This window comes from Candidatus Leptovillus gracilis (assembly GCA_016716065.1).
GTDB classification, from domain to species: domain Bacteria; phylum Chloroflexota; class Anaerolineae; order Promineifilales; family Promineifilaceae; genus Leptovillus; species Leptovillus gracilis.
In genome coordinates, this window is the sequence record JADJXA010000008.1 from 96,403 (window position 1) to 117,205 (window position 20,803).

The following is a 20,803-nucleotide window of genomic DNA, read 5'->3' on the forward strand; positions in this document are numbered from 1 at the left end:
AAGCTTATGGGCTCAACCACCGGTAATTTCTCTCATGACGGCCGTTTCACTATTGGCGATAATATCAGCTTCGATTTCAGCCTGGTTGAGATGATAGTAAGCCAGGGCAGTATAGACATCGGCCAACGTCAGGTTCATTTCACCAGCAATTTCTTCGGCTGATAAACCCATGCTTGTTTCTAACCAGAAACTTGCGACCTGGCCCTGTTGGATAGAAAATGTGAGCGTGATATTGGCTTGGAAAACGGCCGTTATGCCCAACAGCAGCTTTACCTAGTACCTCAACTTTCTAATTTTGAGGGGTAATACTCTTTGAAAACGCGACGAGCATCTTCAACGGTGAATCCCCAATGAATTTTGCGACAAGCGTCATTGCTGTGCATTTCCCAAGACATTAGTTCGGCTTGCAATGTCCATTCATCGGCCAGACGACGGCGCAAGCATTGGTGTCGCATAATGCCAATCTCGATTTCAGCCATGTTAAGCCATGAACCGTGCGGCGGTGTGTAATGAAAGCAAAGGCGGTTGGTAATTCGATCTGCTTCTACTTTACCGAAAACTTCTATTAAAACAGCGGTGTTGTGCGTGTTGAGATTGTCCATGACGACATCAATGCAGTCTGCATCAGGGTATAAAATGTCAACTAAATAGCGCATCGCATAAGCAAAATCTTGTTTTTTGCGCTGGCGAGTTATGAGTACTGTTCGCTTGCCAGCTTTAGGCTCGACAATCATAAACAAGTTCCGAGTACCATTGCGTTTATATTCTGAATCTTGTTTAGCCAACACACCTGGCTTTACCAGAATAGGGTCGCGTACATGACCCAACAATTGATAACTGGCTTCATCAAAACAAACCGTTGGACGTTTGGGGTCGTATTCTTGCCGGTATAAAGCCAAAATCGCTTCCATTCGTCTGATGAACAAGGGCGTAATCGACAATACACCAACTTTTTATCAGCCAGGGCTTGAGGTTGTTGTTTTTAAGGTTAGCCGTACCTTTTCTCGACTAATGGACATCACAATGCCCTCAGCGATCATCTTTTCGGTCAGCAACTCAATTGTCCACTGGGCGTATCCTTCCGGTGGGTCGCTGCAGGCTAACGCCACCAAATATGCTTCTTGTTCATCCGTTAATTTTGGTTCGGACGGCGGGTATGGATTGCCATTCAACGCCATTTCCATACCGTCATGCCAAAAACGCTGCCGTGTTCGGCGTACAGTTTCTTCACCAATATATAACAGCGCGGCAATTTCTTTGTCCGTTTTACCTTCGTCGCTTTTTAAGAGAATGTGAGCGCGGGTAATCACTTTTGCTTTATTGCTGCCCACGCACACTATTTTCTCCAAATGCTTTCTTTGTTTAGGTGTAAGGTCAACATGATAGATTTTTTCCATTCCTCAAGGATAACCTCACCCCTCATTTTTAGAAAGTTACGGTACTATAGGACAAAGAACTCTCAAAATTACTTGAGGGTTCTTTTTGTTTTATAGGTATCAGGGCAGTTTATACCTGAGGGAAAGATTCCAACATTATAGGGTAAAGAAACCCAAGTTTTGTAAGAAATATGATGAAAGCAAACTTGATTGTGTCATAGTTCTTCCAGTTTCTGTACGGGCGATCGATACCCTTTGCTAACCATCTGGCCTAGAATTTCATTCGCTTCCAATAAGGTCAACGTATCAATTTCAACCAGGCGCAATAAAACGCCTAACGTACCACTGACAGGGATTTTCAATTGGGCTGCCAGTTTACGGGCATCTCGATCATCAGTGAGGATACGGCCGTTTCGTTGGGCAGCCATAGCCAGACAGGCAGCTTCGCCTGCATTCACGCGCATCAACAATTCCTGGAACACCGTTTCTTCTTTAGCTTCCAAGTTGATGACTTCAAGCCAATCCAACCTGGTTTCTGGTACACGACCTCTGGCAATTCCTTCATTAAATTCGTCAATTACTTGTGGTGTGGTTGCGACCTGGCTCCCCAGTGCGATGGTTAACAATTCAATATGACCCACTAACGCAAAGTTCGAAAGAACTGTATTGTCAAGCAGCAGCATCATGGGGTCGGACTATTATCTTCTTGAGAGAACCAGGAACTTAACGCCTGAGCTTCGGCTCGTGCTTCGGCTATGTCAACAGGGCCTATTCGCAGAGGAATGCCCAACTCTATGAAGCGGTCACGCAATTCAAGTTCATGCATACCCAGCATTTCGGCCGCTTTGCCCAGATTGATTTCCTCATCCAAATAAGCACTGACAACCAGTGACCAGGCCAGGTCTGGATTACTTTCAAGCATTCCCTGCAACGCAGTATTAACCAGCTTGGGTTGCTGTTTATGCAATTTGGTTAAGTAGGTAAAAGTCCAGTCTGCTGACCACATCATAGGTTCTGCCATCTAAAGTTTAGAAGATAATTCAACGAGAACAGTATACCATATTTACATCACTGTGAGCTTTCCAAGAACTTCGCTGATGATTCGATAATGATCGGCATGTGATGCCCAAACCACACACCTGTGCCCAATGTTACCTCCAAACCCGTCGCTCCCGCTCTGGGCAAAAGCTAAAAAAGCTCTCGATTTAGTCGAGAGCTTTTTGTTTTCTGCGCGCCACACCCGCTGCGGGTTCCACCCTGAGTCGCTCCCGCCAACCATACTGGGGAAAAACGGCCGTTTCCCCTCACGACAAATTCGCTTTATCAAACCGTCCCGTCAGCGCCGCCCGCCGCGCATAAGCGGCCCAAATTTTCTCCAGACGGCTGGCAAACGTCGTTTCCGTTCCCCGGTAGATGGCTAATTCTGGGACCACGCGACCACAGTTATCATCACGCTTTTGAGGTTGTGGACAACGGCCGTTTTCCCCACCATCCCCAATCAGTTCACCTCTCATCCGTCGCCACCCAATATGCGCCTACGCCCAGGCAGAGCGCCGACCCTACCACGATTACACTAAAAACCGGGAAAACGTAGACAATCAAGACGGGTTGCAGCACAATAATGTCATGGCAAAACGACTCTTTCGCACAACATCCAAACCACAATCGGCAAAATCCGTTCAGTCGCCCCATCATCCACCCACAACCTACCCAGACCAACAAACCTGGCGCAGGATTGTCTTTCAACGCGACCAGATTTTGCGGCAGTTAATAGCTGGCTCAGTGGGAAACGACCCTAATATTGTCACCAGACTTGTCAGCCAATTTGGCGCGTATGAGGTTGGCTATGTTTTACAACGCTACCAAGGACATATCCATACGTCATTTTTGACTGATGAAACGGCCGTTTACCGTCACTATCGCCTCTTATTTGCCCAGTTTGGCGGCAACAGGCCCTTCTTATCCAAACGTGGCTTTGATGAAGCTATCACGAAAGAAACGAAGAATCCCAATCAGCTGCGACGCATGTTGATGGGCATGTCTAACCCAGATGACGTTTTTGAATCGGACCGATTAACACATCTGGGTTATGCCACCGACATAACACCGCGAGACATACCACCCCAACCGATCAACTTTAAAGCGCCGAAGCCAGGCAACTATAGCCCCCTGTTGACGCCTTTATTAAACTTAGGCTGGCAGTTGGACGAAGCCGCCATGAAAATGATGCCCGACTTTTCCCAGGAGGCGCAGTGGCACAGTGTGCTGCCAGAACTGAGCCAAATGGCGGCTGACCCGGGCCTGGTGAATGGCTGGCCGGGGCAGCCGGCTAGTTGGGCGCCTTATCACGCCCTGACCGTGTTAGGGCATTTGCGGGGTACGCTGATTGGGCGCAGATTTATAGACTTGTTAAACGGCAGTCCGGCCAAACATGCCGATCTGAATGCTTATCTGGTTTATGCCTTGGATGAGTTGGGGGACAAAACGGCCGTGCCCGCCATCCGGGCCGCCTTCAACCAAAACCGGGTAAACCGAGACGTCATAGGGCCAGAAAGTATCAAATTACTTGGTGGCGGCCTAGGGTAAATTTTCGCCCGACGCCGACAAACCTCTAAGGCTGTCTGGAAAAGTTTGCCGGTTGGTTAGTTTGCTGGTTGGTTTTCAGCCAACCCTCAAACTGACCAACCATCGAACCTCTCCAGAGAGCCTTAGTAATTACCAGCCATTGAGCAAAGGAGATGTCTCTATGAAGACACCCAAAGTCAATTTTACCCAACTAACCCATGAAGTGGTTCAATCCTCCCCGGAACCGCTGCCGTTCGCTGAAATTATGGCCAGAGTCAATAACATCGCGCCCATTACCACCAAAAACCCCAAAAACACCATCCGCAACGCCATCAGCCAGAGCCAATTGCTCGTGTCTACCGGCGACGGCCGTTTCGGGTGGAAACCTCGCCTGATCAACAACGCCCGCATCCGCCACACCATCCAGGCCGCCGAACTGGCCCAAAACCAGTTGTACTACGACGACGACCTGCGCGATGCCCTTTGCCCAACTTTCTTCGCCAGTCAGAAACACAATGACCGCAGCCCGGTTCAGGTTGCCCTGCCCAATGGGGAAACGGCCGTCTTCTCCATCACCATGTTCTCGCGTGGCATCTGGGGTACGCCGGCCGACGCCACGTTTTGGGGCTGGTTTCACAGCCTCGATGCCGCTGCGGGCGACCATCTGCTCTTTGACGTGGTGGATGGCGAGGCCAAACAATACCGGGTCCTTTTCCAACCTCGCGCCGACCGGGACGAAGCGGTCATTGCCGCGCGCAACCGGGAATTGGTGGCGATTGGTCAGAAATTGATGCAGCAACGGCCGTATGGCCTGGCCGAGTGGGATTTCACCGCCTATTTGCTGGCAACCGGTTTCTACCATCACCCCATCCCACCCGATCCGTTTAACGAACTGTGGCACGAGGGCGTGTTAACCGCCATCCTCTACGGGGATGAACCGCCCACGCCTGAATTCAAACCAGACCCACTGGGCAGCGCCTTTTTCGGCCAACCGGCGCAGACTTACGACTTTGAGAACCCGCCCGATCTGCCCCGCGAATATGATCCCGATTACGGACGTCGCCATGCCCGCCAATCACGCAAAGCCCACACAGGCAGCGTCACTAGCTATCTGCTGCGCGTCAACCATCGCGCCATGCCCGAAGTCTGGCGCGACATCGAACTGGCGGAAGACAACACCCTCGAAGACCTGCACCTGACGATTCAATCTACCTTTCGCTGGATGGATGACCATCTCTATTCTTTTTATTTAAGCGGCGATCAGCAAGACCGTCAGGAGCGAAATCGGCAGCCCCTGGTCCGATACGGCCGTCCACACCCACCAGATTCAGATGGCGCGCCTGAACTTACAAGAGGGCCAGGTCTTTCTCTATCTATTTGACTATGGCGACAACCATGAATTTGATGTGACGGTTCTAACCATCAATCCCCTGGCCCCCAAAGGAGACTATCCACGCATCGCCACCTACCAGGGGATGCCACCGCCGCAATATCCCGACATTGACGAAAAAACGGGCCAAATGAGTTGGGATCCTTACCGGCACTGGCACTCGACCTAAACGCACCTCCTAAAAGTACCGCAACCTTACAGATGGCAAACGTCGCTTCCGTTCCTCTGGAACAATCTTACCGTAACAACAAATTCTTGATCGTTTCGGCGCTGAATTTCGTCAGTTCCTCTGGGTTCATTAAGAATCTCTGGACATCCTCCACCACCCGCGTCCATGCCACTTGCGCCAATCGTGTCTGTACATGCTCGCGCCAATTATCAGATGTAAGGACGCCATTCTCCCAGCCAGATTGAGCCAGAGCATTGTTCAACATGGCGAAGTTGGGCAGCGCCCATTGCGGTTGGCTCAAGTACCAATAAAGGTCATACCAATCACGTCCCTTGACGTATTCCCGCTGCAAAAGAGCATGAAGCTTGCCAGCTAACAAGGATGCTTGGTCATGATGCTGTAAATTAACAGCAACATGATGCTGAACCTGAGTCGTCGCCAGGCTTGCCTGGGCCGGCGGATTCGTATCAATCTCCAGTTTGATGGCCAAAACTTCCGTTTCATGCGGCGACAGGTTCAGCCGGTGAAACAAGCCACGAAAACGAATGAGGGCGCTGTGGACAACATGGCGCTCATTCAGTTTTATCTCGATGTCATATGTTTCGGCCTGCAAATCACGTTGTATGGCGGTCAAATAGCGGCGCAAATCATACTGTTCGCGTTGTCGTTCCAGCGCAAAATCCAGGTCCTCCGAATGGCGCGGCATGTGGTAAAGCAGTCGCAAGGCTGTTCCCCCATGAAAAGCCAGGGGAATCATGGCCCCAGCGTTTTGCAAACTCTGCAAAATCCGCATTTGCAGATATTCGCGCACCATCGCTCTTTGCGCTTCCGGGATAAATGTCTGCTCAATTTGCGCTTTCAGATAGGGGATCACAAGGTCACGTACTCTGTTAATTCCTCGGCCACAACTTGTAAGATGTGCGATAAGGCGCGTTTGAGTTTTGGTTTGTTGGCCCGCTTAACGTAATCGGCCAGTCGGTCAACATCAAGCTGATCCAGATTTTGCAGCCGCAAGGCGCGAATATACCCTTCGCTATCCGCATCGGGCGTCAGGTAGATAAGGTCTAGCAGCGCCTTTTCCGGTGTCGCCAGGTACGCCCATTGTGTTTGTGTTACCTGCCGGTATTCAAAGCCAAAAAACAGCGCTGGTTGAATGTGTTGAAAAGTGAAACGGCCGTAAGGATTTTGCCAGGTACCTGGGCGGCCCGTCGTGACGCTGGTCACGACGGCGACATGCTCCGGGATGAGGTCGTAGTGGGATAAAGCTGTATGCAGGCTGACATAGGAACCACGCGCCAGATGATTGGCGATTAAGTAGCTATGTGGTCGTTCTAAGTGGTAGGGCGAGGCGAGAGTGTACAGCCCGCGCTGTAATTGAATCACCTTTCCGGCGCGCACCCAATCTGCGAGCTGCCGCTGTACCTGCTGGGGGGAATCAGTTCCCGCGTAAAGTTGCCCGCTTTCAAATAAGGGCAAGGAAGCTAATTGGGGCAATACTTGTTGAAAATACATGAGTAGATTGTAGTCAGAATCGTCAATTAATGCAACGAAATTTTTGATTAGGTGACTCCAACCACCCGCAGCATAAGCTGGGAATAAGTCAGATCGCCCACCGGCACCCAGACCACACACCTGCACCTGGAACGGTGTCTAAGCCCGTCGCTCCCGCTCCGGGTAAAAGCCAAAAAAGCTCTCGATTTAGTCGAGAGCTTTTTGTTTTCTGCGTGCCGCACCCGCTGCGGGTTCCACCCTGAGTCGCTCCCGCCAACCATACTGGAGGAAAACGGCCGTTTCCCATGCTGTCTACTATCTGTCATGGACACGCTGCTGAAACGAATTGACCGGGAAGAGCACATCAAACGTGGCTACCAGGTCGTCTGATGCCCTCAAATCAAACGGCACTTCCACCAACGGAGTGCCCGCCACCAACTCCTCCACCGAAGTCACCTGACGCAGAGACCAACTGGTTGCCAGCGCCTGAGAACAATAATCAATAAACCATCAGCGGATAGTGACAGACGGCCGTACTCCTTTGCCTGCGTTTCGGGTTACAATAAGAGCGCTTACCAACCCACCCCCAAGACACAAGGATACCATGATCGACCCCGAAGCCATGTATGACCTCGAATCAGTCAAAATGCCCTACCTGGCAGGACGGCCGTTAAAGCTGTTCGCCTCATTCCTGGCCGGTTCAGCCGGTGGAGCGGCCACCAAAAGCCTGCTCGACAGCGCCGGGATCACCTGGCTGCGCCGCCAGCGGTTCGACGAACCGCCAACCTTCACCCCGCTGGCCGGACGTAACGGCCAACCCCCCGCCAGCGCAGGCATCCCCCCGGCCGAACTGCCCGCGTCAGACCCGCCCGCTGCCCCCGGCTTTCACTTCCCCACGGTCATGGAGTACGCGGCGGCCTACCGCGCCGGCCGCACCACCCCCAGCGCAGTCGCCGAACGCTTCCTGGCCGCCATCGCCGCGGCCGACACAGCGGACCCGCCTTTACGCGCTTTCATCGCCGTGCAGGCGGAAGAGGTGCGGCGGCAGGCGGCTGAAGCCACAGAGAGAATCCGGGGGCAACGGCCGTTAAGCCTGTGGGATGGCGTCCCCGTCGCCGTCAAAGATGAGCTGGACATGCGGCCCTATCCCACCACCGTCGGCACGCGCTTTTTGGGTCGCACCCCCGCCGCCGCCGACGCCACCGTTGTGGCGAAGCTGCGCGGCGCGGGCGCGTTGCTGCTCGGCAAGACCAACATGCACGAGATTGGCATCGGCGTCACCGGCCAGAATCCCCATCACGGCACCCCGCGCAATCCCTACCATCCCGGCCATTACACCGGCGGCAGTTCCAGCGGTTCGGCCGCGGCCGTGGCCGCCGGTCTCTGTCCGGTGGCGATTGGGGCCGATGGCGGCGGCTCCATCCGCATCCCGGCCGCGTTCTGTGGCGTGGTGGGGCTGAAGCCGACCTTTGGCCGCGTCAGCGAACAGGGGGCCTTCCAGTTGGATTGGAGCGTCGCCCACATCGGCCCGCTGGCGGCCAGCGCCACCGACGCGGCGCTGGCCTACGCCCTCCTGGCCGGGCCTGACCCGCATGATCCCATCAGCCAGCAGCAGCCAACCCCGACGCTCTTGGGCTGGGACAATCTGGATTTGCGCGGCCTGACCCTGGGCGTCTTCTGGCCCTGGTTCCGTCACGCCACGCCCGATGTGGTGGCCGCCTGCGAAGCGCTGCTCGACCGCTTCGTCGGCATGGGCGCGGCCGTGCGCGAGGTGGCGATTCCCGATTTGCAGGCCGGGCGAGTGGCCCACACCCTCACCATTGCCAGCGAAATGATGCAGGCAATGAGCGCCACCTATGCCGACCATGAGCGGGAACATGGGCTGGATGTGCGCGTCAATCTGGCGCTGGCCCGCCGCTTTCTCGCCACCGATTATGTGCTGGCGCAGCGCGTGCGCACGCGGCTTATCCACAATTTCAACCAGGTATTGGCCGAGGTGGATGTCATCGTGACGCCGGCGACCGGGCTGCCCGCGCCGCCCATTCCGGCCGCCGCTCTGCCGGATGGCGACTCGGACCTGACGACGTTGGCGGAAATCATGCGGTATGCCTCGCCCGCCAACTTCACCGGACATCCGGCCATTGCTTTCCCGGCCGGGTACAGCGCCGCCGGTTTACCCATCGGGATGCAGGCGATGGGCCGCCACTGGCAGGAGGCTACGCTGCTGCGGCTGGCCCTGGCGGCTGAACGGGTGGTGGAACGCCATCAGCCGCAGGTTTTCTTTGATTTGGGCGGCTAAGTTTATCTCCCCCAGCATTTCATCACTGCCTTCATCGGAAATCATAAGCCTGCTAGAAGTCCTCCGATAACACTTCCTGGATGATTTCCCTTGCCCGCCCTCCATGATAAACTGCTTGAGTAGCGAGTTCGTCCACTGTCGTCAACCCTCTGTTCAGCGCCTCTGTAATAGCTTGGGCGATATGCTCTTTGGCCAGCCCGGCAATGGCTACGTCGGCAATGGTACGAGCGACCGTTGTCACCGGTAATCCCTGCCGATTGGTCACATCTTCTGGGCGTAACTGATTGGTATGCAGACGCAGCCCCGGCCGTCGCCTGGAGGCAGTGCGGGGGATGATCACGTGGATTTCCCCTGGCAGCACATCCGACAGGTTATAAAGGGTCAAAGCGCTCTCATGAGAAATCACCGAGTGGGGGCCTGTCCTCAACCAGGCCACAAATAAATCTTCATGGTCTGAGCCAGGAAAATGGGTCAAACGATAAACACCGCGCACAATGCGCAGGAACCGGCCACGCTTCACATTGTCCGAAAGGCGCTCCCAAGAGAACCCATGCCTTCTCGCCTGAGCCGCCGTGAAATAACCAGCCTGGCTTTCGGCCGTTTCATAGAGAAGATTGTAATCCGGCTCGTCGTTCATTGTGCATAACCTTAGGATATACCGAAGGATTTGCACACATTATCTGTTGTTTTGGCAGATTTGTCCAACAAGAGAAACCGCACAACATGCTGCCTGCACCATCCCACCTCTTTCCCACTCTCAATGACACCGGAAACAAAACACCTGCTCAAATTCCCCGGTATAAGCTGTGACCGATGTAGGGAACGGCCGTTCACCACAACCCACATCAATTTTGGGACCTGTCAACCCCGCGAGTTCCCCAAGGCCCTACTCCTTTTCCACCTTGGCCGCTAACTCCTGGCGCAGGGCGCGGTGACGGGGATAGCGGTCGAGTACTCCCTGGTAAAACTGCTTAAATTCGGCTTCTCGTCCATCATAAACAGCGATTTCGCCCAACAAGGCGCAGTAGTAAGCGGCCGTTGCATAGGTTTTTCGGCCGTTATCAATGTGCAATTGCATCACGTTTCGGTACAAGTTCTCGGCGTGGGCAACGGCCGTTTTTCTATCAATGGCCAGCGTGGGCGGCAGATAATCGCGTAGAAATAACACCGGGTTATTCACCTTTGGCGACAGCCTTTAGTATGTGGCTGATTATGATAAAATTCCCCTTGTGTTGCAAGAAAAACGAAGATCGAGTCTATCTTTCTGGTACACGACCTCTGGCAATTCCTTCATTAAATTCGTCAATTACTTGCGGTGTGGTGGCGACCTGGCTCCCCAATGCCTTGGTTAACAGTTCAATGCGACCCGTTAACGCAAAGTTGGAGAGAACTGTATTGTCCAGCAGCAGCATCATGGGGTCTGGGCACTATTCTTCTTGAGAGAACCAGGAACTTAATGCTTGGGCTTCAGCTTTGTCGGCCGGGCCTAACTGCAAAGGAATGCCCAACTCTATGAAACGGTCACGCAATCCAAGTTCATGCATATCCAAACCACACACCTGTGACCAGAGATGCCTCCTAGCCCGTCGCTCCCATCGCTCCCGCTCTGGGCACAGAGCGGTTAAAGCTCTCGATTTAGTCGAGAGCTTTTTGCTTTCTAGCTGCCCCACCCGCTGCGCGTCCACCGCGAGTCGCTCCCGCCAACTCTTTAACGAAATTGAGACAAACAAGCCAACAAGCCTCTAGCCAATCCAGGCGAATTGCAGCACAATAGAATGAAAGCAATGGGTCTCCACTTTAATGGGTCATGACAGCACGGCTGTCATTAAAAAACGCTATGCACGTTCTCCATCTTCACTGGCTCACGCCAACAACACCAGAGGAAAACGGCCGTTCCATCTTCTGGCTAGAAACGGCCGCTGCTCCCCAACCCAGCCGCAACCGGCGCAAAAAAGCGGCCCAACCCCATCCCTTCGCCGCCGATAGAGACGGGCTGCGCGGTTTGTTAACGGCCGTGCGCCTGCGCGGCAAGCTGCCTATCCAAACCCTCGCCCTCTGGCTGCCCACCAACCGCTTCGGGCCAATTCCCTCGCCAGACCTGCTGCACGATTGGGAACCCGACGACAATCCGCCCGATTTGCTGCCCTGGCAGGTCATCGGCGGCATACTAGACGCCGCCCAAACCCTGCGCCTCCTCACCTGGCTGCACCAGAACGAAATGCCCGCGCCCTACCGCTTGGGGGTAGACGGCCGTTTCTGGCACACCGCCTACACCTTCACCCTCGAACTCCTGGCGCAGCAGCTCATCCGCCCCACGCTGATTGCCCAGCGCGACGCGAAAGCCATGCGCTACGAAGCCCGCTGGCAGCCCTTGCTCGATGGCGAAGCCGAAGCCCACCGCGCCGCGCAACTGGCCGCCGCCATGCCCGCCATCTGCCGCGCCGACGCCGCCAACCCCGACGAAACCATCCCGCCCCGCGCCATTTTAGACAGCTTCCTCAACCACCTGGCCGACGCCGCCATGCGCGATTGGGCGACCAAACAAGAGCTTTTCCTGCCCACCGCCGCCGACCCGGCCGCCGCCTGGGTGCGGGCGCTCTTCGCCGCCGACCCGACCGTGCAGGCCAGCGCCGGGCAGATGCAGCACTTCACCGGCAGCTTCCGCGCCTGGGAACGCGCCCTGACCATCGCCGGCGACAAACAGTACCGTGTCGCCCTGCGCCTGGAAGCGCCCGCCCAGCAAGAAACCACGCGCCGCAAAAAAGGGGAAGACGCCTGGCAGCTTCACTACCTGCTGCAAGCCCGCGACGACGCCAGCCTGCTCGTGCCGGCCGCCGAAGTGTGGAAAACGAAAGGCAGCGTGCTGCCAGCATTGGACCGCCAATTCGACAAGCCGCAGGAGCGGCTGCTCACCGGCCTAGGCTACGCCGCCCGCTTCTTTAAGCCGATTGAGCGCAGTTTACAGCAGCGCAGCCCGGCCGGGATGAGTCTGACGGGCGACGAAGCCTACGCCTTTTTGCGCCAATGCGCGCCGCAGTTGCAGCGCGCCGGATTTGGCCTGCTGGTGCCCCCCTGGTGGAACAAACCGGGCACGCGATTGGGCGTGCGCCTGAAGTTGGGCAGCACCTCGAAGTTGACGGGACAAACGGCCGTTGCCACCGGCCACATGAACCTGGAAAAGCTCGTCAACTATCGCTGGCAGCTTTCCCTGGGCGATACCGAATTGACCCGCGAGGAGTTTGACGCCCTGGTGGCCCTCAAATCCCCCCTGGTGCAAATTCGCGGCCAATGGGTGCAGCTAGACCCGGAGCAAATCGAGGCCGCCATCCGCTTTTGGGAGCAGCAAGGCATGGAGGGCACGCTCTCATTGCCGGAGGCGATGAAGCTGGGCTTAAGCGCCGAAGAGCAGCAGCGCAATGGCCTGCCGGTGGATGGCGTGGAGTTGGATGATTGGCTGCAAAGCTGGCTGAATCGCTTGCAAGGGGAGGAAAAGCTGGCGATGCTGCCCATGCCGGAAGGATTGCGGGCGACGTTACGGCCGTATCAACAATATGGCTACTCCTGGCTCCACTTCGCTCGCCGCTGGGGCTTGGGCGTCATCCTGGCGGACGACATGGGATTGGGCAAGTGCGTAGCCCCTGACACACAAATTCTTGTAAACGGAACATTACTGACAGCCGAAAAGGTTTGGCAAACCTTTGCCACGGAGACAACATTTGATGGCGAGGGATACTGGGCTGAACCAGACCAATCTCTCATTGTCAACTCGATGGATAACGACACAGGCAAAATCGTGTCGTCCCCAATAACAAAGCTATATCGTCAAGCGATTCGAGAGCCTATGCAGCGGATTGTGTTAGAGGATGGATCGACAATAACCATCACTTGTCGCCACCAGTTATGGACACCTTCTGGCTGGACTAACCACTTTCAATTGGGCGACTATGTGGGCGTTCCAGCCAAACTGCCCTGGGATGGCAATGCAGTTTCCCCGTCATTGGTACAATTTCTGGCCTGGCAAATCGCCGAGGGATATGAACTAAAAGAGCGTGCGACTGTCCACATTACCCAAAAGGAGATAAGTCGCTTAAACGAGTTAGAAGTATGCCTGCAACAGATTGCCCAACAATTTGCTCTGGAGATTAACCAACCTAAAATTCATGAACCATCTGCAAAATCTCCCTATTTAACGCTGAATAGCCGCGCATATCAATCCTTTTTGGAAGCTAACGGATATGAATGGGGGCATAAGTCGGCCGGAAAGAAAATTCCACCGTTTATCATGCAGGCCGACAGTACGGCCGTTGCTCTGTTCCTGAAACATTTCTTTGAGGCAGAAGGTTCCGTTTCCTTGAAAATGCGTACAGTTGAGATAAGTTCAGCCTCCCAAGAACTGGTAATGCAACTGGCTGTTTTGTTACGCCGTTTTGGCGTGTGGTTACGCATAAACGCCAGACAAAAAAGAGCCACAAATGGCAGTGGCATCTATCAGACGTATTACGTAGGCACATTTGGCGGTCATAGTGCCCGGCTGTTTCAGCAAAGCATCGGGTTTTTAAGCGAAAAGAAGCAGAAAAAACTAGGCCAGATTTGCCAGGGAGCAAGCAATACGAATGTTGAGGGGGTTCCGGCATCGCATTTGATTGCTCGTTTAGTGCAGGAGACGAAACTGCCACTACGCCCTTTAGGAATGTATAACACGGTGTACGTGAATGGAACACAAGAATTCTCCAGAGAAAGTCTGAACCGGGTTGTCACCAATTTGAATCGTGTCATTACGGGAGAGTCGCTAGCAGCGTACCAACAAAAACCACGATCTAAATGGACTGAGCAGACCCTGGCTGCGTATAAAGAACTGGATGATGAAGTTTTATCTGAGTACAGTGCCCGGCTACAACGTTTCTTGAATGAGGAAGTCTTTTATTGTCGGGTGAAGCGCGTTGAGCAAATTGATTATGAAGGGTGGGTGTATGATTTTGAAGTTGCTCATCATCACAACTTTGTGGCGAACAATATGATTTGCCACAACACGGTTCAGACGCTCTCCCTTATCCAGCAATTAAAGGAAGAAACTGAAAGCCTGCCCGCGCCGATTTTGCTCATCTGCCCCACCTCCGTTGTCACCAACTGGGAATTGGAGCAACGCAAATTCACCCCCGGCTTGCGGGTGATGGTCCACCAGGGCGGCGACCGGCTGCGCGAAGCGGAATTCGTGGCCGCCGCGCAGGCCAGCGACATGGTGCTGACCAGTTACGCCCTGGTGCGGCGCGACGCGGAAACGCTGCAGCAGATTGACTGGTTTGGCGTGGTGCTCGACGAGGCGCAAAACATCAAAAACGCCAACACCAAGCAGGCGCAAACCATCCGCAAGCTCCCGGCCGATTTTCGCCTGGCCCTGACGGGCACGCCGGTGGAAAACCGGCTGTCGGAGTTGTGGTCTATCATGCAGTTTCTTAACCCCGGCTTTTTGGGCGGGCAGAAGCAGTTCCGCGAGGAGTATGTGCTGCCGATTGAGAAGTATGGCGACCAGGAGGCGGCGCAGCGATTGCGTCAGGTGACACGGCCGTTCCTCCTCCGCCGCGTGAAAACCGACCCCACCGTCATCCAGGATTTGCCCGACAAGCAGGAGATGAAGGTCTACTGCCACCTCAGCGAAGAGCAGGCCACGCTGTACGAAGCCGTCGTGCGCGATGCGCTGGCGGCCATCGAAGAGCAGGAAGAGGGCGGCATGGCGCGCAAGGGGCTGGTGTTGAGCATGTTGATGCAGCTCAAGCAGGTGTGCAACCATCCGGCGCAGTATTTGCACCAGACGCAAACGTATAATGTGGGGGAGGATAACGGCCGTTCCGGTAAACTCGAACGCCTCACCGCCCTGCTGGAAGAAATCCTGGCCGAAGGCGACCGGCTGCTCATCTTCAGCCAGTTTACCGAGATGGCCGGGCTGCTGAAGGGGTATATTCAGGAGACGTTCGGCGTACCGACGCTCTATTTGCATGGGGGCGTGCCGCCCAAAAAACGAGCCGCCATGGTCGAACAATTCCAGCGCGATGATGGGCCGCCTGTCTTCCTGCTGTCGCTCAAAGCGGGCGGCACGGGGCTGAATCTGACCCGCGCCAATCATGTTTTCCACTTCGACCGCTGGTGGAATCCGGCCGTCGAAGACCAGGCCACCGACCGCACCTTCCGCATCGGCCAGACGAAAAACGTTCTCGTTCACAAATTCGTCTGCCTGGGCACGCTGGAAGAGCGCATAGACGCGATGATAGAAGACAAAAAGGCGCTGGCGAACAGCATCATCGGCAGCGGTGAAAACTGGCTCACGGAGATGAATACAAGCGATTTGCGCGATTTGGTGAAGCTCAGGCAGTGAGGGCGATTGCTGGTTGATTGTAATTACATTATAATAACAATGATGATGATGATTGGCTGTCTGAAGGTTCGCGCAGGAGAGAGATATGACTACCCTCATTAAAATTGGCAATTCCCAAGGCGTTCGTATTCCGAAAACAGTGATTGAACAGGCTGGGCTGGCGGGTCAGGAGCTTGAGTTTGCGGTGATGGCGGATGGCTTGTTGATTAAACCCCTTCGCAAACAGCCACGACAGGAATGGGAACAGCACATTCGTAAGGCTTTGCAGACCCATGCCGAGGGAACGGCCGACACAGAATGGCTCGATGCGCCTCTGACCACAGATGATGATTGGGAGTGGTAACTACATGAAACGGTTTGAAGTATGGCTGGTCGGTTTAGACCCGACGGTTGGGCGCGAAATTAACAAGACGCGGCCGTGTGTCATTATTTCGCCCGATGAGATGAACCCCCTCTCAACTGTTATTGTCGCGCCGTTAACCAGCAAGGGATTTATGTTTCCGGGACGTGTCGCCACCCGATTTCAGGACAAGGATGGGTTTATTTTGCTGGATCAGATGCGGGCGGTAGACAAACAGCGCCTTTATCAAAGATTGGGGGCAGTGGACAGGCAAACCATAAGCAGCTTGTGCGCTGTATTACAAGAGATGTTTGCGTGTTAGTATGAGCTGGTATTACAACTTCAAACCAACCACACCGATCGAGACGGACGAAGGCATCAAGTCTAAAAGCAAGCGCGGCGAGTTTGTGAAGAGTTGGTGGGCGACGCGCTGGATTAAGGCGATGGAGCGGGTGATGGACAGCGGCCGTTTGCAGCGGGGGCGCAGCTACGCCCGCAAAGGACAGGTGCTGTCGCTGGAGGAGAGCAAGGGCAAGATCAGCGCCAAGGTGCAGGGGTCGCGGCGGACGCCATACAAAATTTCGATTGAATTGACGTCGCTTTCGGAGCGGGATTGGGAGAAGGTGTTGGCGGCGTTGGCGGAACGGCCGTTCTTCGTGGCCCAGTTGCTCGCCGGGGAGATGCCGCAGGAGATCGAGGAAGCGTTTCAGGCCGCCAGGCTGGATTTATTCCCTGGTAAACGGGATTTAAAGCAAGATTGTAACTGTCCCGATTGGGCCGATGTGTGCAAACATCTGGCGGCGACCCATTACATTCTGGCGGAACGGTTCGACGAAGACCCATTCCTGCTGTTCCGGCTGCGCGGCAAGACGCAGGATGAAATTGTGGCCGCTTTGGGCACAGGCGCGGCGGAAGGGGAAACGGCCGTTGCCCCCGAATACACCCCCGCGCCACCCCTCAGCGAATCGCTGGCCGCCTTCTGGCAAATCGGCCCGCAGATCGAGCAGTTCACCGTCCACATCGCCCCACCCGACGCCCCCTACCCGCTGCTGGAGCGGCTGGGCGACCCTGATTTTATGCCGGATGCCCGGCGCTGGCTGGTGAAGGCGTATGATGCGGCGACGGAAACGGCCGTGCAGATCGCCTATCAATCGGAAAACGCCGAAGATGGTTGAAACAATCTACCTCCCCTCACAGTAAATTCGCCTGATCAAACCCCCGGATCAACGCCGCCCGCCGCGCATAAATGACCCGAATTTTCTCCAGACGGTCGGCGAACGTCGTTTCAGTAGCCGTGGCGATCAAACTCAGCGCTCCGAAATTAACCATAGCCCACCAAGGCCAATTGAGGCAAAGTAAGATCATGGTAAAATGGCTTTTTCGCGCCGACACGGCCTGGTCTATCGGCGGCGCGAGGGTAAAAATTAGCGGCCTTAAGTGAAAAACCACCATGAGTAAACGACGGCAGTTTAGCAGACGCAAACGAAACGCACCTGCCAACCGGCCATCCCCACAGGCAAAGCAATGGGTGGCGGCATTGGCCGCCCTGGGCAATGAACAGTGGGCCGAAGCGATAGACCGCTTCAAGAAGTTCATGCAAGGCATGGACAATCCCCTTGAACGGTTGCCCATCTATCACAACCTGGCCGCCTGTTACCTGGAAATGGGTTTGTATGATGAGGCGCTGGTTGTCTGGGATGAAATAGCCGCATTAATGGCCGAAAATCCCGATATGCAGTTTGGTCGGGCCATTACCTATGGCTGCGCCGGGCGATTGGCAGAAGCCATCCAGTCGCTTGAACAATTTCGCCAATTGGAACCGGCCAAAGCACAGCAGCTTGGGATAGACGAGATGATTGACGATTTGCAGCAAGAGATGCGGGGGGAACGGCCGTCGGGCAACTTTCTATATCAACATCTGGAAGCGCAGCTAGAAACCAACATAGACATGGGCGACTTTGACCTGGTAGAACGCAAAGCGCGACGGCTAATCAGCATCATCAATGAGCGGCCGGAAGGTCACTTTGCTCTAGGGTTGGCTTTGCTACGCCAGAAACAGCCCGCCGCCGCCCTGACCAGCTTCCTGGCAGCCCACGTCCTGGAACCACAATACGTCCCTACCCTCTACAACATCGGTTACTGCTACATGGAGACCAACCAGCCAGAGGAGGCCCTGATTTGGCTCAAGCGCGCCCTGGAGCGAGACAAAACCTACACGCCGGCCCTGCAAAAGATGGGTCAGGTTCACCTGCAATGGAACCAAACGGAAGAAGCAGTGGCATTCTGGCGGCAAGCGCTAACCATCCAGCCCGATTATGAACCGGCGCAACAAGCTTTGTATGAAGCTGGCGCCGGCCCGAAGCCAGAAGACCCACCGGCGCCGATAACTGCGCAGTTACAGCGCTATGGGCCGCTGGTCAAAGGGCGGATGAGACAGCCGCGCGTTTATCGCAGTGGCAGCGTGACTCTGACGCTTGATCCGGAAGTCGGTTTTGTGCTGGAAGACGCGGAGAATGCGCGTAATGGAACGGTTTATGCTAGCGGACCTTTTGGCGTGGCGCGAATGGAGGCGACCGATGTCCGGCATTTCATCGGCGTACTCAAGTTGTTGATACGGCAGGCAAACGAGTATACCTGTCGTGATATGGCGATCCTGGCCTACTACTCGGACGAGCCGCCTTTCAATTATCTGTTGGCGATGAAGAATGGCGAATTAGTGGGCAATGGCAACGGCCGTTTGTTCGCCGACAAAATGCCCTCTCACTTAAAGGTGCGTGTGGACAGCGACCTGGAAAGTCCATATGGTTCGCCATTTAACGGCTACTTTATCTATCTGGCCCAAGGTGGCCGACCAGGTGTGGCGGCCATGACGTTAGGATTGCTGGCAGAGTGATTCAGTTGAAACACCACGCAGCCAGTCTAACGCCCCGGCCATCTGTGGCCCCAAAAGAGCGGGGATTAGCGAATGGCCCGCAGCAAGGGAACCAACTTGTACTTACGCTGATGAGTTGCCAAAACAGCGTCCAGATAGTCCTGCCATTCGGCCAGGCGGTGGTGCTGCTGGTAAATCTCGCGGGCCTGGCGCAGCCAGACAACGGCCGTTTCATACGCCCCCGCCTTCCCCGCATCCATAATCGCCTCCGCTTTCCGCTGGTATATTTGGATGCCCCAGTCAGGGTATTTTCCTCTGGTCGCTTCAACCACCTGGCGTAACTCGCCTTCCAGCCAAAACCCGTCTCTGTCCAATGCCTGCATCGCCTGAACAAGCATCTTCTCGTGCAGGTAGATGGCGACCTTGTGCGTGGCCGGCCCGCTTCTCGCCAATGTTTGTAGTAGCTGCGGTTGGATAGTCTGCCATTCGCTGCCCGCTAATTGCTGCACGGCCGTGTAATCGGCCAATTCATAGCTGCCGCTAAAGGCCGCCTGAGCCGCTTTCATGGCCAAGGGCTGGTTGCCAACGGCCGTTGCCCCCTTCCGCAGCCAGCGCGCCAACGCCACCTTCCCCTGCGCCCGTTCCAGACTCAGACCATGTTCGGCGATGGTCAGGGCGGCGTCCATCTCCCCTTTGGCGGCCAAAATATGCGCCAGGGCAAGAATGTCCGTTGGGTCATCGAGGTAAGCCCGCGCTGCGGCGATGGCTTTACCTGCGTCGCCGCTTTGGGCCATCATGTTGATGGCTAACGCCGTTTGCCCTTCTGCTTCTGCCAGATAGATGTATTCTTGCGCTCGACCCTGCCGCGCTAAAATGCGCAGGCGCGCCAGCGCCAATTCCTCAAAGTAATCGGGCGCTTCGTCTGCCCAGGCCCCTTTGTCGCTGATCTGGCCTTGCAGGGCGGCGACCAGCGGCGGATAGGACCAACCGTGCTGAACGGCCGTTTCCGCAATCTCCAGGTCGCCCAATCCTTCAGCCCACTCCTCGATCTGATCTAACCACTCTGCCTCATCCTGTGGCGTCAGTTCCAGGCTTAACAGCACCTCGGCCAACGCCGCGCCCAGCGTCAGCGCCGCCTCGCCCAGGACGTCCTCGTTGTATTCGTACACCCATTCGTCGAGTTCGGTCAGGCCATCTATATATGCGTCTATGATAGTAGAGATGAGGGAAACGGCCGTTGCCCCATCTCCCCCATCCAACAACTCCTCTATCTTTTCCAGATGCGGCTCCAAAATCTCGTCCGGGTCCACTTCCATGCCCGCGTATTCATCGTAGTAGCCGTGCTTGAAATTGTCGCCCTTGCCCGCCAGTCGGAAATCCTTGCGAATCTCGCGGCTTACCGCGCCCAGGTCTACCGCAGGCAAAGGACTCGCAGCGGCAGCCGCAGTTGGCGTGATGGGGCGGTCGCGCAGCCAGGCCACTTCCCGCTCCACGGCGTCGGCAACTTCCGGCCCCATCTCCGCTACCCCCAGGAGTATCTGGCACAACTGCTCGGCCGTCAGGCCGGCCAGGAGCGTGGCGATGGGCGTTTTTTCGGTGATGGTTTCTGGTTGGTGGATGGCGGCCAGCAGGGTGGCGACAATGTGTTTGCAAATGCCACCCCAATCATAGGGGCAGGAACAAATGGTATCGCCGATGCCGGAATCGGCCAGCGTTACCTGGACGCTATAGGGTTCGTAATCGCTGCCTGCTACCTCGGCGGCGATCAGGTTGCCGCGCCGGGTCACTTCCAAAACGGCGCCCTCGTCGAAATAGCGTTGACCCCGCGCAAATGATTCGGCGCTGGCGAGGGCCTGTATATCGGTCTCTTTAATCTGGTATGTCTGAGTCATCGTTCTCCATTAACAAGGTGGGTCTCAGATTAGTCAATT

At 55.5% G+C, this 20,803-nt stretch carries 22 protein-coding genes; 9 read left to right on the forward strand and 13 right to left on the reverse strand.

Annotated features, from left to right (window positions below; all coding sequences use genetic code 11):
* Window positions 1-12: 12 nt before the first annotated feature.
* The 6 genes from IPM39_19540 to IPM39_19565 all read right to left on the reverse strand — a co-directional run bounded on the left by IPM39_19540 (window position 13) and on the right by IPM39_19565 (window position 2,890).
* A complete protein-coding gene (locus IPM39_19540; protein ID MBK8988229.1) occupies window positions 13-171 on the reverse strand; it encodes a hypothetical protein in 159 nt (52 codons plus the stop codon).
* A gap of 110 nt (window positions 172-281) precedes the next feature.
* Window positions 282-911: an IS630 family transposase gene (locus tag IPM39_19545; protein MBK8988230.1), complete on the reverse strand. Its 630-nt coding sequence runs from the start codon at window positions 909-911 to the stop codon at window positions 282-284.
* A 45-nt stretch (window positions 912-956) separates the two neighbouring features.
* Complete coding sequence (locus tag IPM39_19550; GenBank protein MBK8988231.1) at window positions 957-1,397, reverse strand: helix-turn-helix domain-containing protein; 441 nt, start codon at window positions 1,395-1,397, stop codon at window positions 957-959.
* Between the two features lie 194 nt (window positions 1,398-1,591).
* Window positions 1,592-2,062, reverse strand: a complete 471-nt coding sequence (locus IPM39_19555; protein ID MBK8988232.1) for a DUF3368 domain-containing protein — start codon at window positions 2,060-2,062, stop codon at window positions 1,592-1,594.
* A complete protein-coding gene (locus tag IPM39_19560; protein MBK8988233.1) occupies window positions 2,059-2,385 on the reverse strand; it encodes a UPF0175 family protein in 327 nt (108 codons plus the stop codon). The genes IPM39_19555 and IPM39_19560 overlap by 4 nt, the downstream gene beginning before the upstream one ends.
* Window positions 2,386-2,680: 295 nt before the next feature.
* Window positions 2,681-2,890 (reverse strand): hypothetical protein, encoded by a 210-nt coding sequence (locus tag IPM39_19565; protein ID MBK8988234.1) that lies wholly within the window; start codon window positions 2,888-2,890, stop codon window positions 2,681-2,683.
* A gap of 112 nt (window positions 2,891-3,002) precedes the next feature.
* Here IPM39_19565 and IPM39_19570 point away from each other — a divergent pair, with 112 nt between their 5' ends.
* The 3 genes from IPM39_19570 to IPM39_19580 all read left to right on the forward strand — a co-directional run bounded on the left by IPM39_19570 (window position 3,003) and on the right by IPM39_19580 (window position 5,500).
* Entirely contained in the window at window positions 3,003-3,962 is a 960-nt protein-coding gene (locus IPM39_19570) for a hypothetical protein (protein MBK8988235.1), read from the forward strand.
* 160 nt (window positions 3,963-4,122) lie between these two features.
* Window positions 4,123-5,322, forward strand: coding sequence for a hypothetical protein (locus IPM39_19575; GenBank protein ID MBK8988236.1), 1,200 nt, complete (start codon window positions 4,123-4,125; stop codon window positions 5,320-5,322).
* On the forward strand, window positions 5,273-5,500 hold the full coding sequence (locus IPM39_19580; protein ID MBK8988237.1) for a hypothetical protein: 228 nt from the start codon (window positions 5,273-5,275) through the stop codon (window positions 5,498-5,500). Before IPM39_19575 ends, IPM39_19580 begins: the two co-directional genes overlap by 50 nt.
* A 67-nt stretch (window positions 5,501-5,567) precedes the next feature.
* Here IPM39_19580 and IPM39_19585 read toward each other — a convergent pair whose 3' ends face one another.
* Together IPM39_19585 and IPM39_19590 are read right to left on the reverse strand one after the other, a co-directional pair.
* Window positions 5,568-6,374: a nucleotidyl transferase AbiEii/AbiGii toxin family protein gene (locus IPM39_19585; GenBank protein MBK8988238.1), complete on the reverse strand. Its 807-nt coding sequence runs from the start codon at window positions 6,372-6,374 to the stop codon at window positions 5,568-5,570.
* Window positions 6,371-6,883 (reverse strand): hypothetical protein, encoded by a 513-nt coding sequence (locus IPM39_19590; GenBank protein ID MBK8988239.1) that lies wholly within the window; start codon window positions 6,881-6,883, stop codon window positions 6,371-6,373. The genes IPM39_19585 and IPM39_19590 overlap by 4 nt, the downstream gene beginning before the upstream one ends.
* A 730-nt stretch (window positions 6,884-7,613) precedes the next feature.
* Here IPM39_19590 and IPM39_19595 point away from each other — a divergent pair.
* The gene (locus IPM39_19595) at window positions 7,614-9,290 is read left to right on the forward strand and encodes an amidase (protein ID MBK8988240.1); all 1,677 of its coding nucleotides are present in this window, start codon (window positions 7,614-7,616) and stop codon (window positions 9,288-9,290) included.
* 52 nt (window positions 9,291-9,342) lie between these two features.
* Here IPM39_19595 and IPM39_19600 read toward each other — a convergent pair whose 3' ends face one another.
* The 3 genes from IPM39_19600 to IPM39_19610 all read right to left on the reverse strand — a co-directional run bounded on the left by IPM39_19600 (window position 9,343) and on the right by IPM39_19610 (window position 10,705).
* Window positions 9,343-9,927 (reverse strand): hypothetical protein, encoded by a 585-nt coding sequence (locus IPM39_19600; protein MBK8988241.1) that lies wholly within the window; start codon window positions 9,925-9,927, stop codon window positions 9,343-9,345.
* Window positions 9,928-10,176: 249 nt separating this feature from the next.
* Window positions 10,177-10,458 (reverse strand): hypothetical protein, encoded by a 282-nt coding sequence (locus IPM39_19605; protein MBK8988242.1) that lies wholly within the window; start codon window positions 10,456-10,458, stop codon window positions 10,177-10,179.
* Between the two features lie 88 nt (window positions 10,459-10,546).
* Window positions 10,547-10,705 carry a hypothetical protein gene (locus tag IPM39_19610; GenBank protein MBK8988243.1) on the reverse strand — a complete coding sequence of 53 codons (159 nt, stop codon included), beginning with the start codon at window positions 10,703-10,705 and terminating at the stop codon, window positions 10,547-10,549.
* 422 nt (window positions 10,706-11,127) lie between these two features.
* On the opposite strand from IPM39_19610, the gene IPM39_19615 reads away from it, so the two are divergent.
* The 4 genes from IPM39_19615 (at window position 11,128) to IPM39_19630 (ending at window position 17,175) form a co-directional block, all read left to right on the forward strand.
* Window positions 11,128-15,660, forward strand: coding sequence for a helicase (locus IPM39_19615; protein MBK8988244.1), 4,533 nt, complete (start codon window positions 11,128-11,130; stop codon window positions 15,658-15,660).
* A gap of 85 nt (window positions 15,661-15,745) precedes the next feature.
* The gene (locus tag IPM39_19620) at window positions 15,746-16,003 is read left to right on the forward strand and encodes an AbrB/MazE/SpoVT family DNA-binding domain-containing protein (GenBank protein ID MBK8988245.1); all 258 of its coding nucleotides are present in this window, start codon (window positions 15,746-15,748) and stop codon (window positions 16,001-16,003) included.
* A 4-nt stretch (window positions 16,004-16,007) separates the two neighbouring features.
* Window positions 16,008-16,322 carry a type II toxin-antitoxin system PemK/MazF family toxin gene (locus tag IPM39_19625; GenBank protein MBK8988246.1) on the forward strand — a complete coding sequence of 105 codons (315 nt, stop codon included), beginning with the start codon at window positions 16,008-16,010 and terminating at the stop codon, window positions 16,320-16,322.
* Between the two features lies 1 nt (window position 16,323).
* Window positions 16,324-17,175: a hypothetical protein gene (locus IPM39_19630; protein MBK8988247.1), complete on the forward strand. Its 852-nt coding sequence runs from the start codon at window positions 16,324-16,326 to the stop codon at window positions 17,173-17,175.
* A gap of 16 nt (window positions 17,176-17,191) precedes the next feature.
* Here IPM39_19630 and IPM39_19635 read toward each other — a convergent pair whose 3' ends face one another.
* Window positions 17,192-17,329, reverse strand: coding sequence for a hypothetical protein (locus tag IPM39_19635; GenBank protein ID MBK8988248.1), 138 nt, complete (start codon window positions 17,327-17,329; stop codon window positions 17,192-17,194).
* Between the two features lie 121 nt (window positions 17,330-17,450).
* Here IPM39_19635 and IPM39_19640 point away from each other — a divergent pair, with 121 nt between their 5' ends.
* Window positions 17,451-18,893: a tetratricopeptide repeat protein gene (locus tag IPM39_19640; protein MBK8988249.1), complete on the forward strand. Its 1,443-nt coding sequence runs from the start codon at window positions 17,451-17,453 to the stop codon at window positions 18,891-18,893.
* Between the two features lie 65 nt (window positions 18,894-18,958).
* On the opposite strand, the gene IPM39_19645 is transcribed toward IPM39_19640, so the two are convergent.
* Window positions 18,959-20,764 (reverse strand): SWIM zinc finger domain-containing protein, encoded by a 1,806-nt coding sequence (locus IPM39_19645; GenBank protein MBK8988250.1) that lies wholly within the window; start codon window positions 20,762-20,764, stop codon window positions 18,959-18,961.
* Window positions 20,765-20,803: the final 39 nt, after the last annotated feature.

Bases quoted from the DNA above. Each gene is read 5' to 3' on its own strand.
- IPM39_19550 (MBK8988231.1), bottom strand. From the start codon at position 1,397: ATGGAAAAAATCTATCATGTTGACCTTACACCTAAACAAAGAAAGCAT.
- IPM39_19545 (MBK8988230.1), bottom strand. From the start codon at position 911: ATGGAAGCGATTTTGGCTTTATACCGGCAAGAATACGACCCCAAACGT.
- IPM39_19575 (MBK8988236.1), top strand. From the start codon at position 4,123: ATGAAGACACCCAAAGTCAATTTTACCCAACTAACCCATGAAGTGGTT.
- IPM39_19580 (MBK8988237.1), top strand. From the start codon at position 5,273: ATGGCGCGCCTGAACTTACAAGAGGGCCAGGTCTTTCTCTATCTATTT.
- IPM39_19630 (MBK8988247.1), top strand. From the start codon at position 16,324: ATGAGCTGGTATTACAACTTCAAACCAACCACACCGATCGAGACGGAC.
- IPM39_19645 (MBK8988250.1), bottom strand. From the start codon at position 20,764: ATGACTCAGACATACCAGATTAAAGAGACCGATATACAGGCCCTCGCC.
- IPM39_19565 (MBK8988234.1), bottom strand. From the start codon at position 2,890: ATGAGAGGTGAACTGATTGGGGATGGTGGGGAAAACGGCCGTTGTCCA.
- IPM39_19640 (MBK8988249.1), top strand. From the start codon at position 17,451: ATGAGTAAACGACGGCAGTTTAGCAGACGCAAACGAAACGCACCTGCC.
- IPM39_19560 (MBK8988233.1), bottom strand. From the start codon at position 2,385: ATGATGTGGTCAGCAGACTGGACTTTTACCTACTTAACCAAATTGCAT.
- IPM39_19570 (MBK8988235.1), top strand. From the start codon at position 3,003: ATGGCAAAACGACTCTTTCGCACAACATCCAAACCACAATCGGCAAAA.
- IPM39_19620 (MBK8988245.1), top strand. From the start codon at position 15,746: ATGACTACCCTCATTAAAATTGGCAATTCCCAAGGCGTTCGTATTCCG.
- IPM39_19615 (MBK8988244.1), top strand. From the start codon at position 11,128: ATGCACGTTCTCCATCTTCACTGGCTCACGCCAACAACACCAGAGGAA.
- IPM39_19540 (MBK8988229.1), bottom strand. From the start codon at position 171: ATGGGTTTATCAGCCGAAGAAATTGCTGGTGAAATGAACCTGACGTTG.
- IPM39_19595 (MBK8988240.1), top strand. From the start codon at position 7,614: ATGTATGACCTCGAATCAGTCAAAATGCCCTACCTGGCAGGACGGCCG.
- IPM39_19625 (MBK8988246.1), top strand. From the start codon at position 16,008: ATGAAACGGTTTGAAGTATGGCTGGTCGGTTTAGACCCGACGGTTGGG.
- IPM39_19610 (MBK8988243.1), bottom strand. From the start codon at position 10,705: ATGATGCTGCTGCTGGACAATACAGTTCTCTCCAACTTTGCGTTAACG.
- IPM39_19555 (MBK8988232.1), bottom strand. From the start codon at position 2,062: ATGATGCTGCTGCTTGACAATACAGTTCTTTCGAACTTTGCGTTAGTG.
- IPM39_19600 (MBK8988241.1), bottom strand. From the start codon at position 9,927: ATGAACGACGAGCCGGATTACAATCTTCTCTATGAAACGGCCGAAAGC.
- IPM39_19635 (MBK8988248.1), bottom strand. From the start codon at position 17,329: ATGGTTAATTTCGGAGCGCTGAGTTTGATCGCCACGGCTACTGAAACG.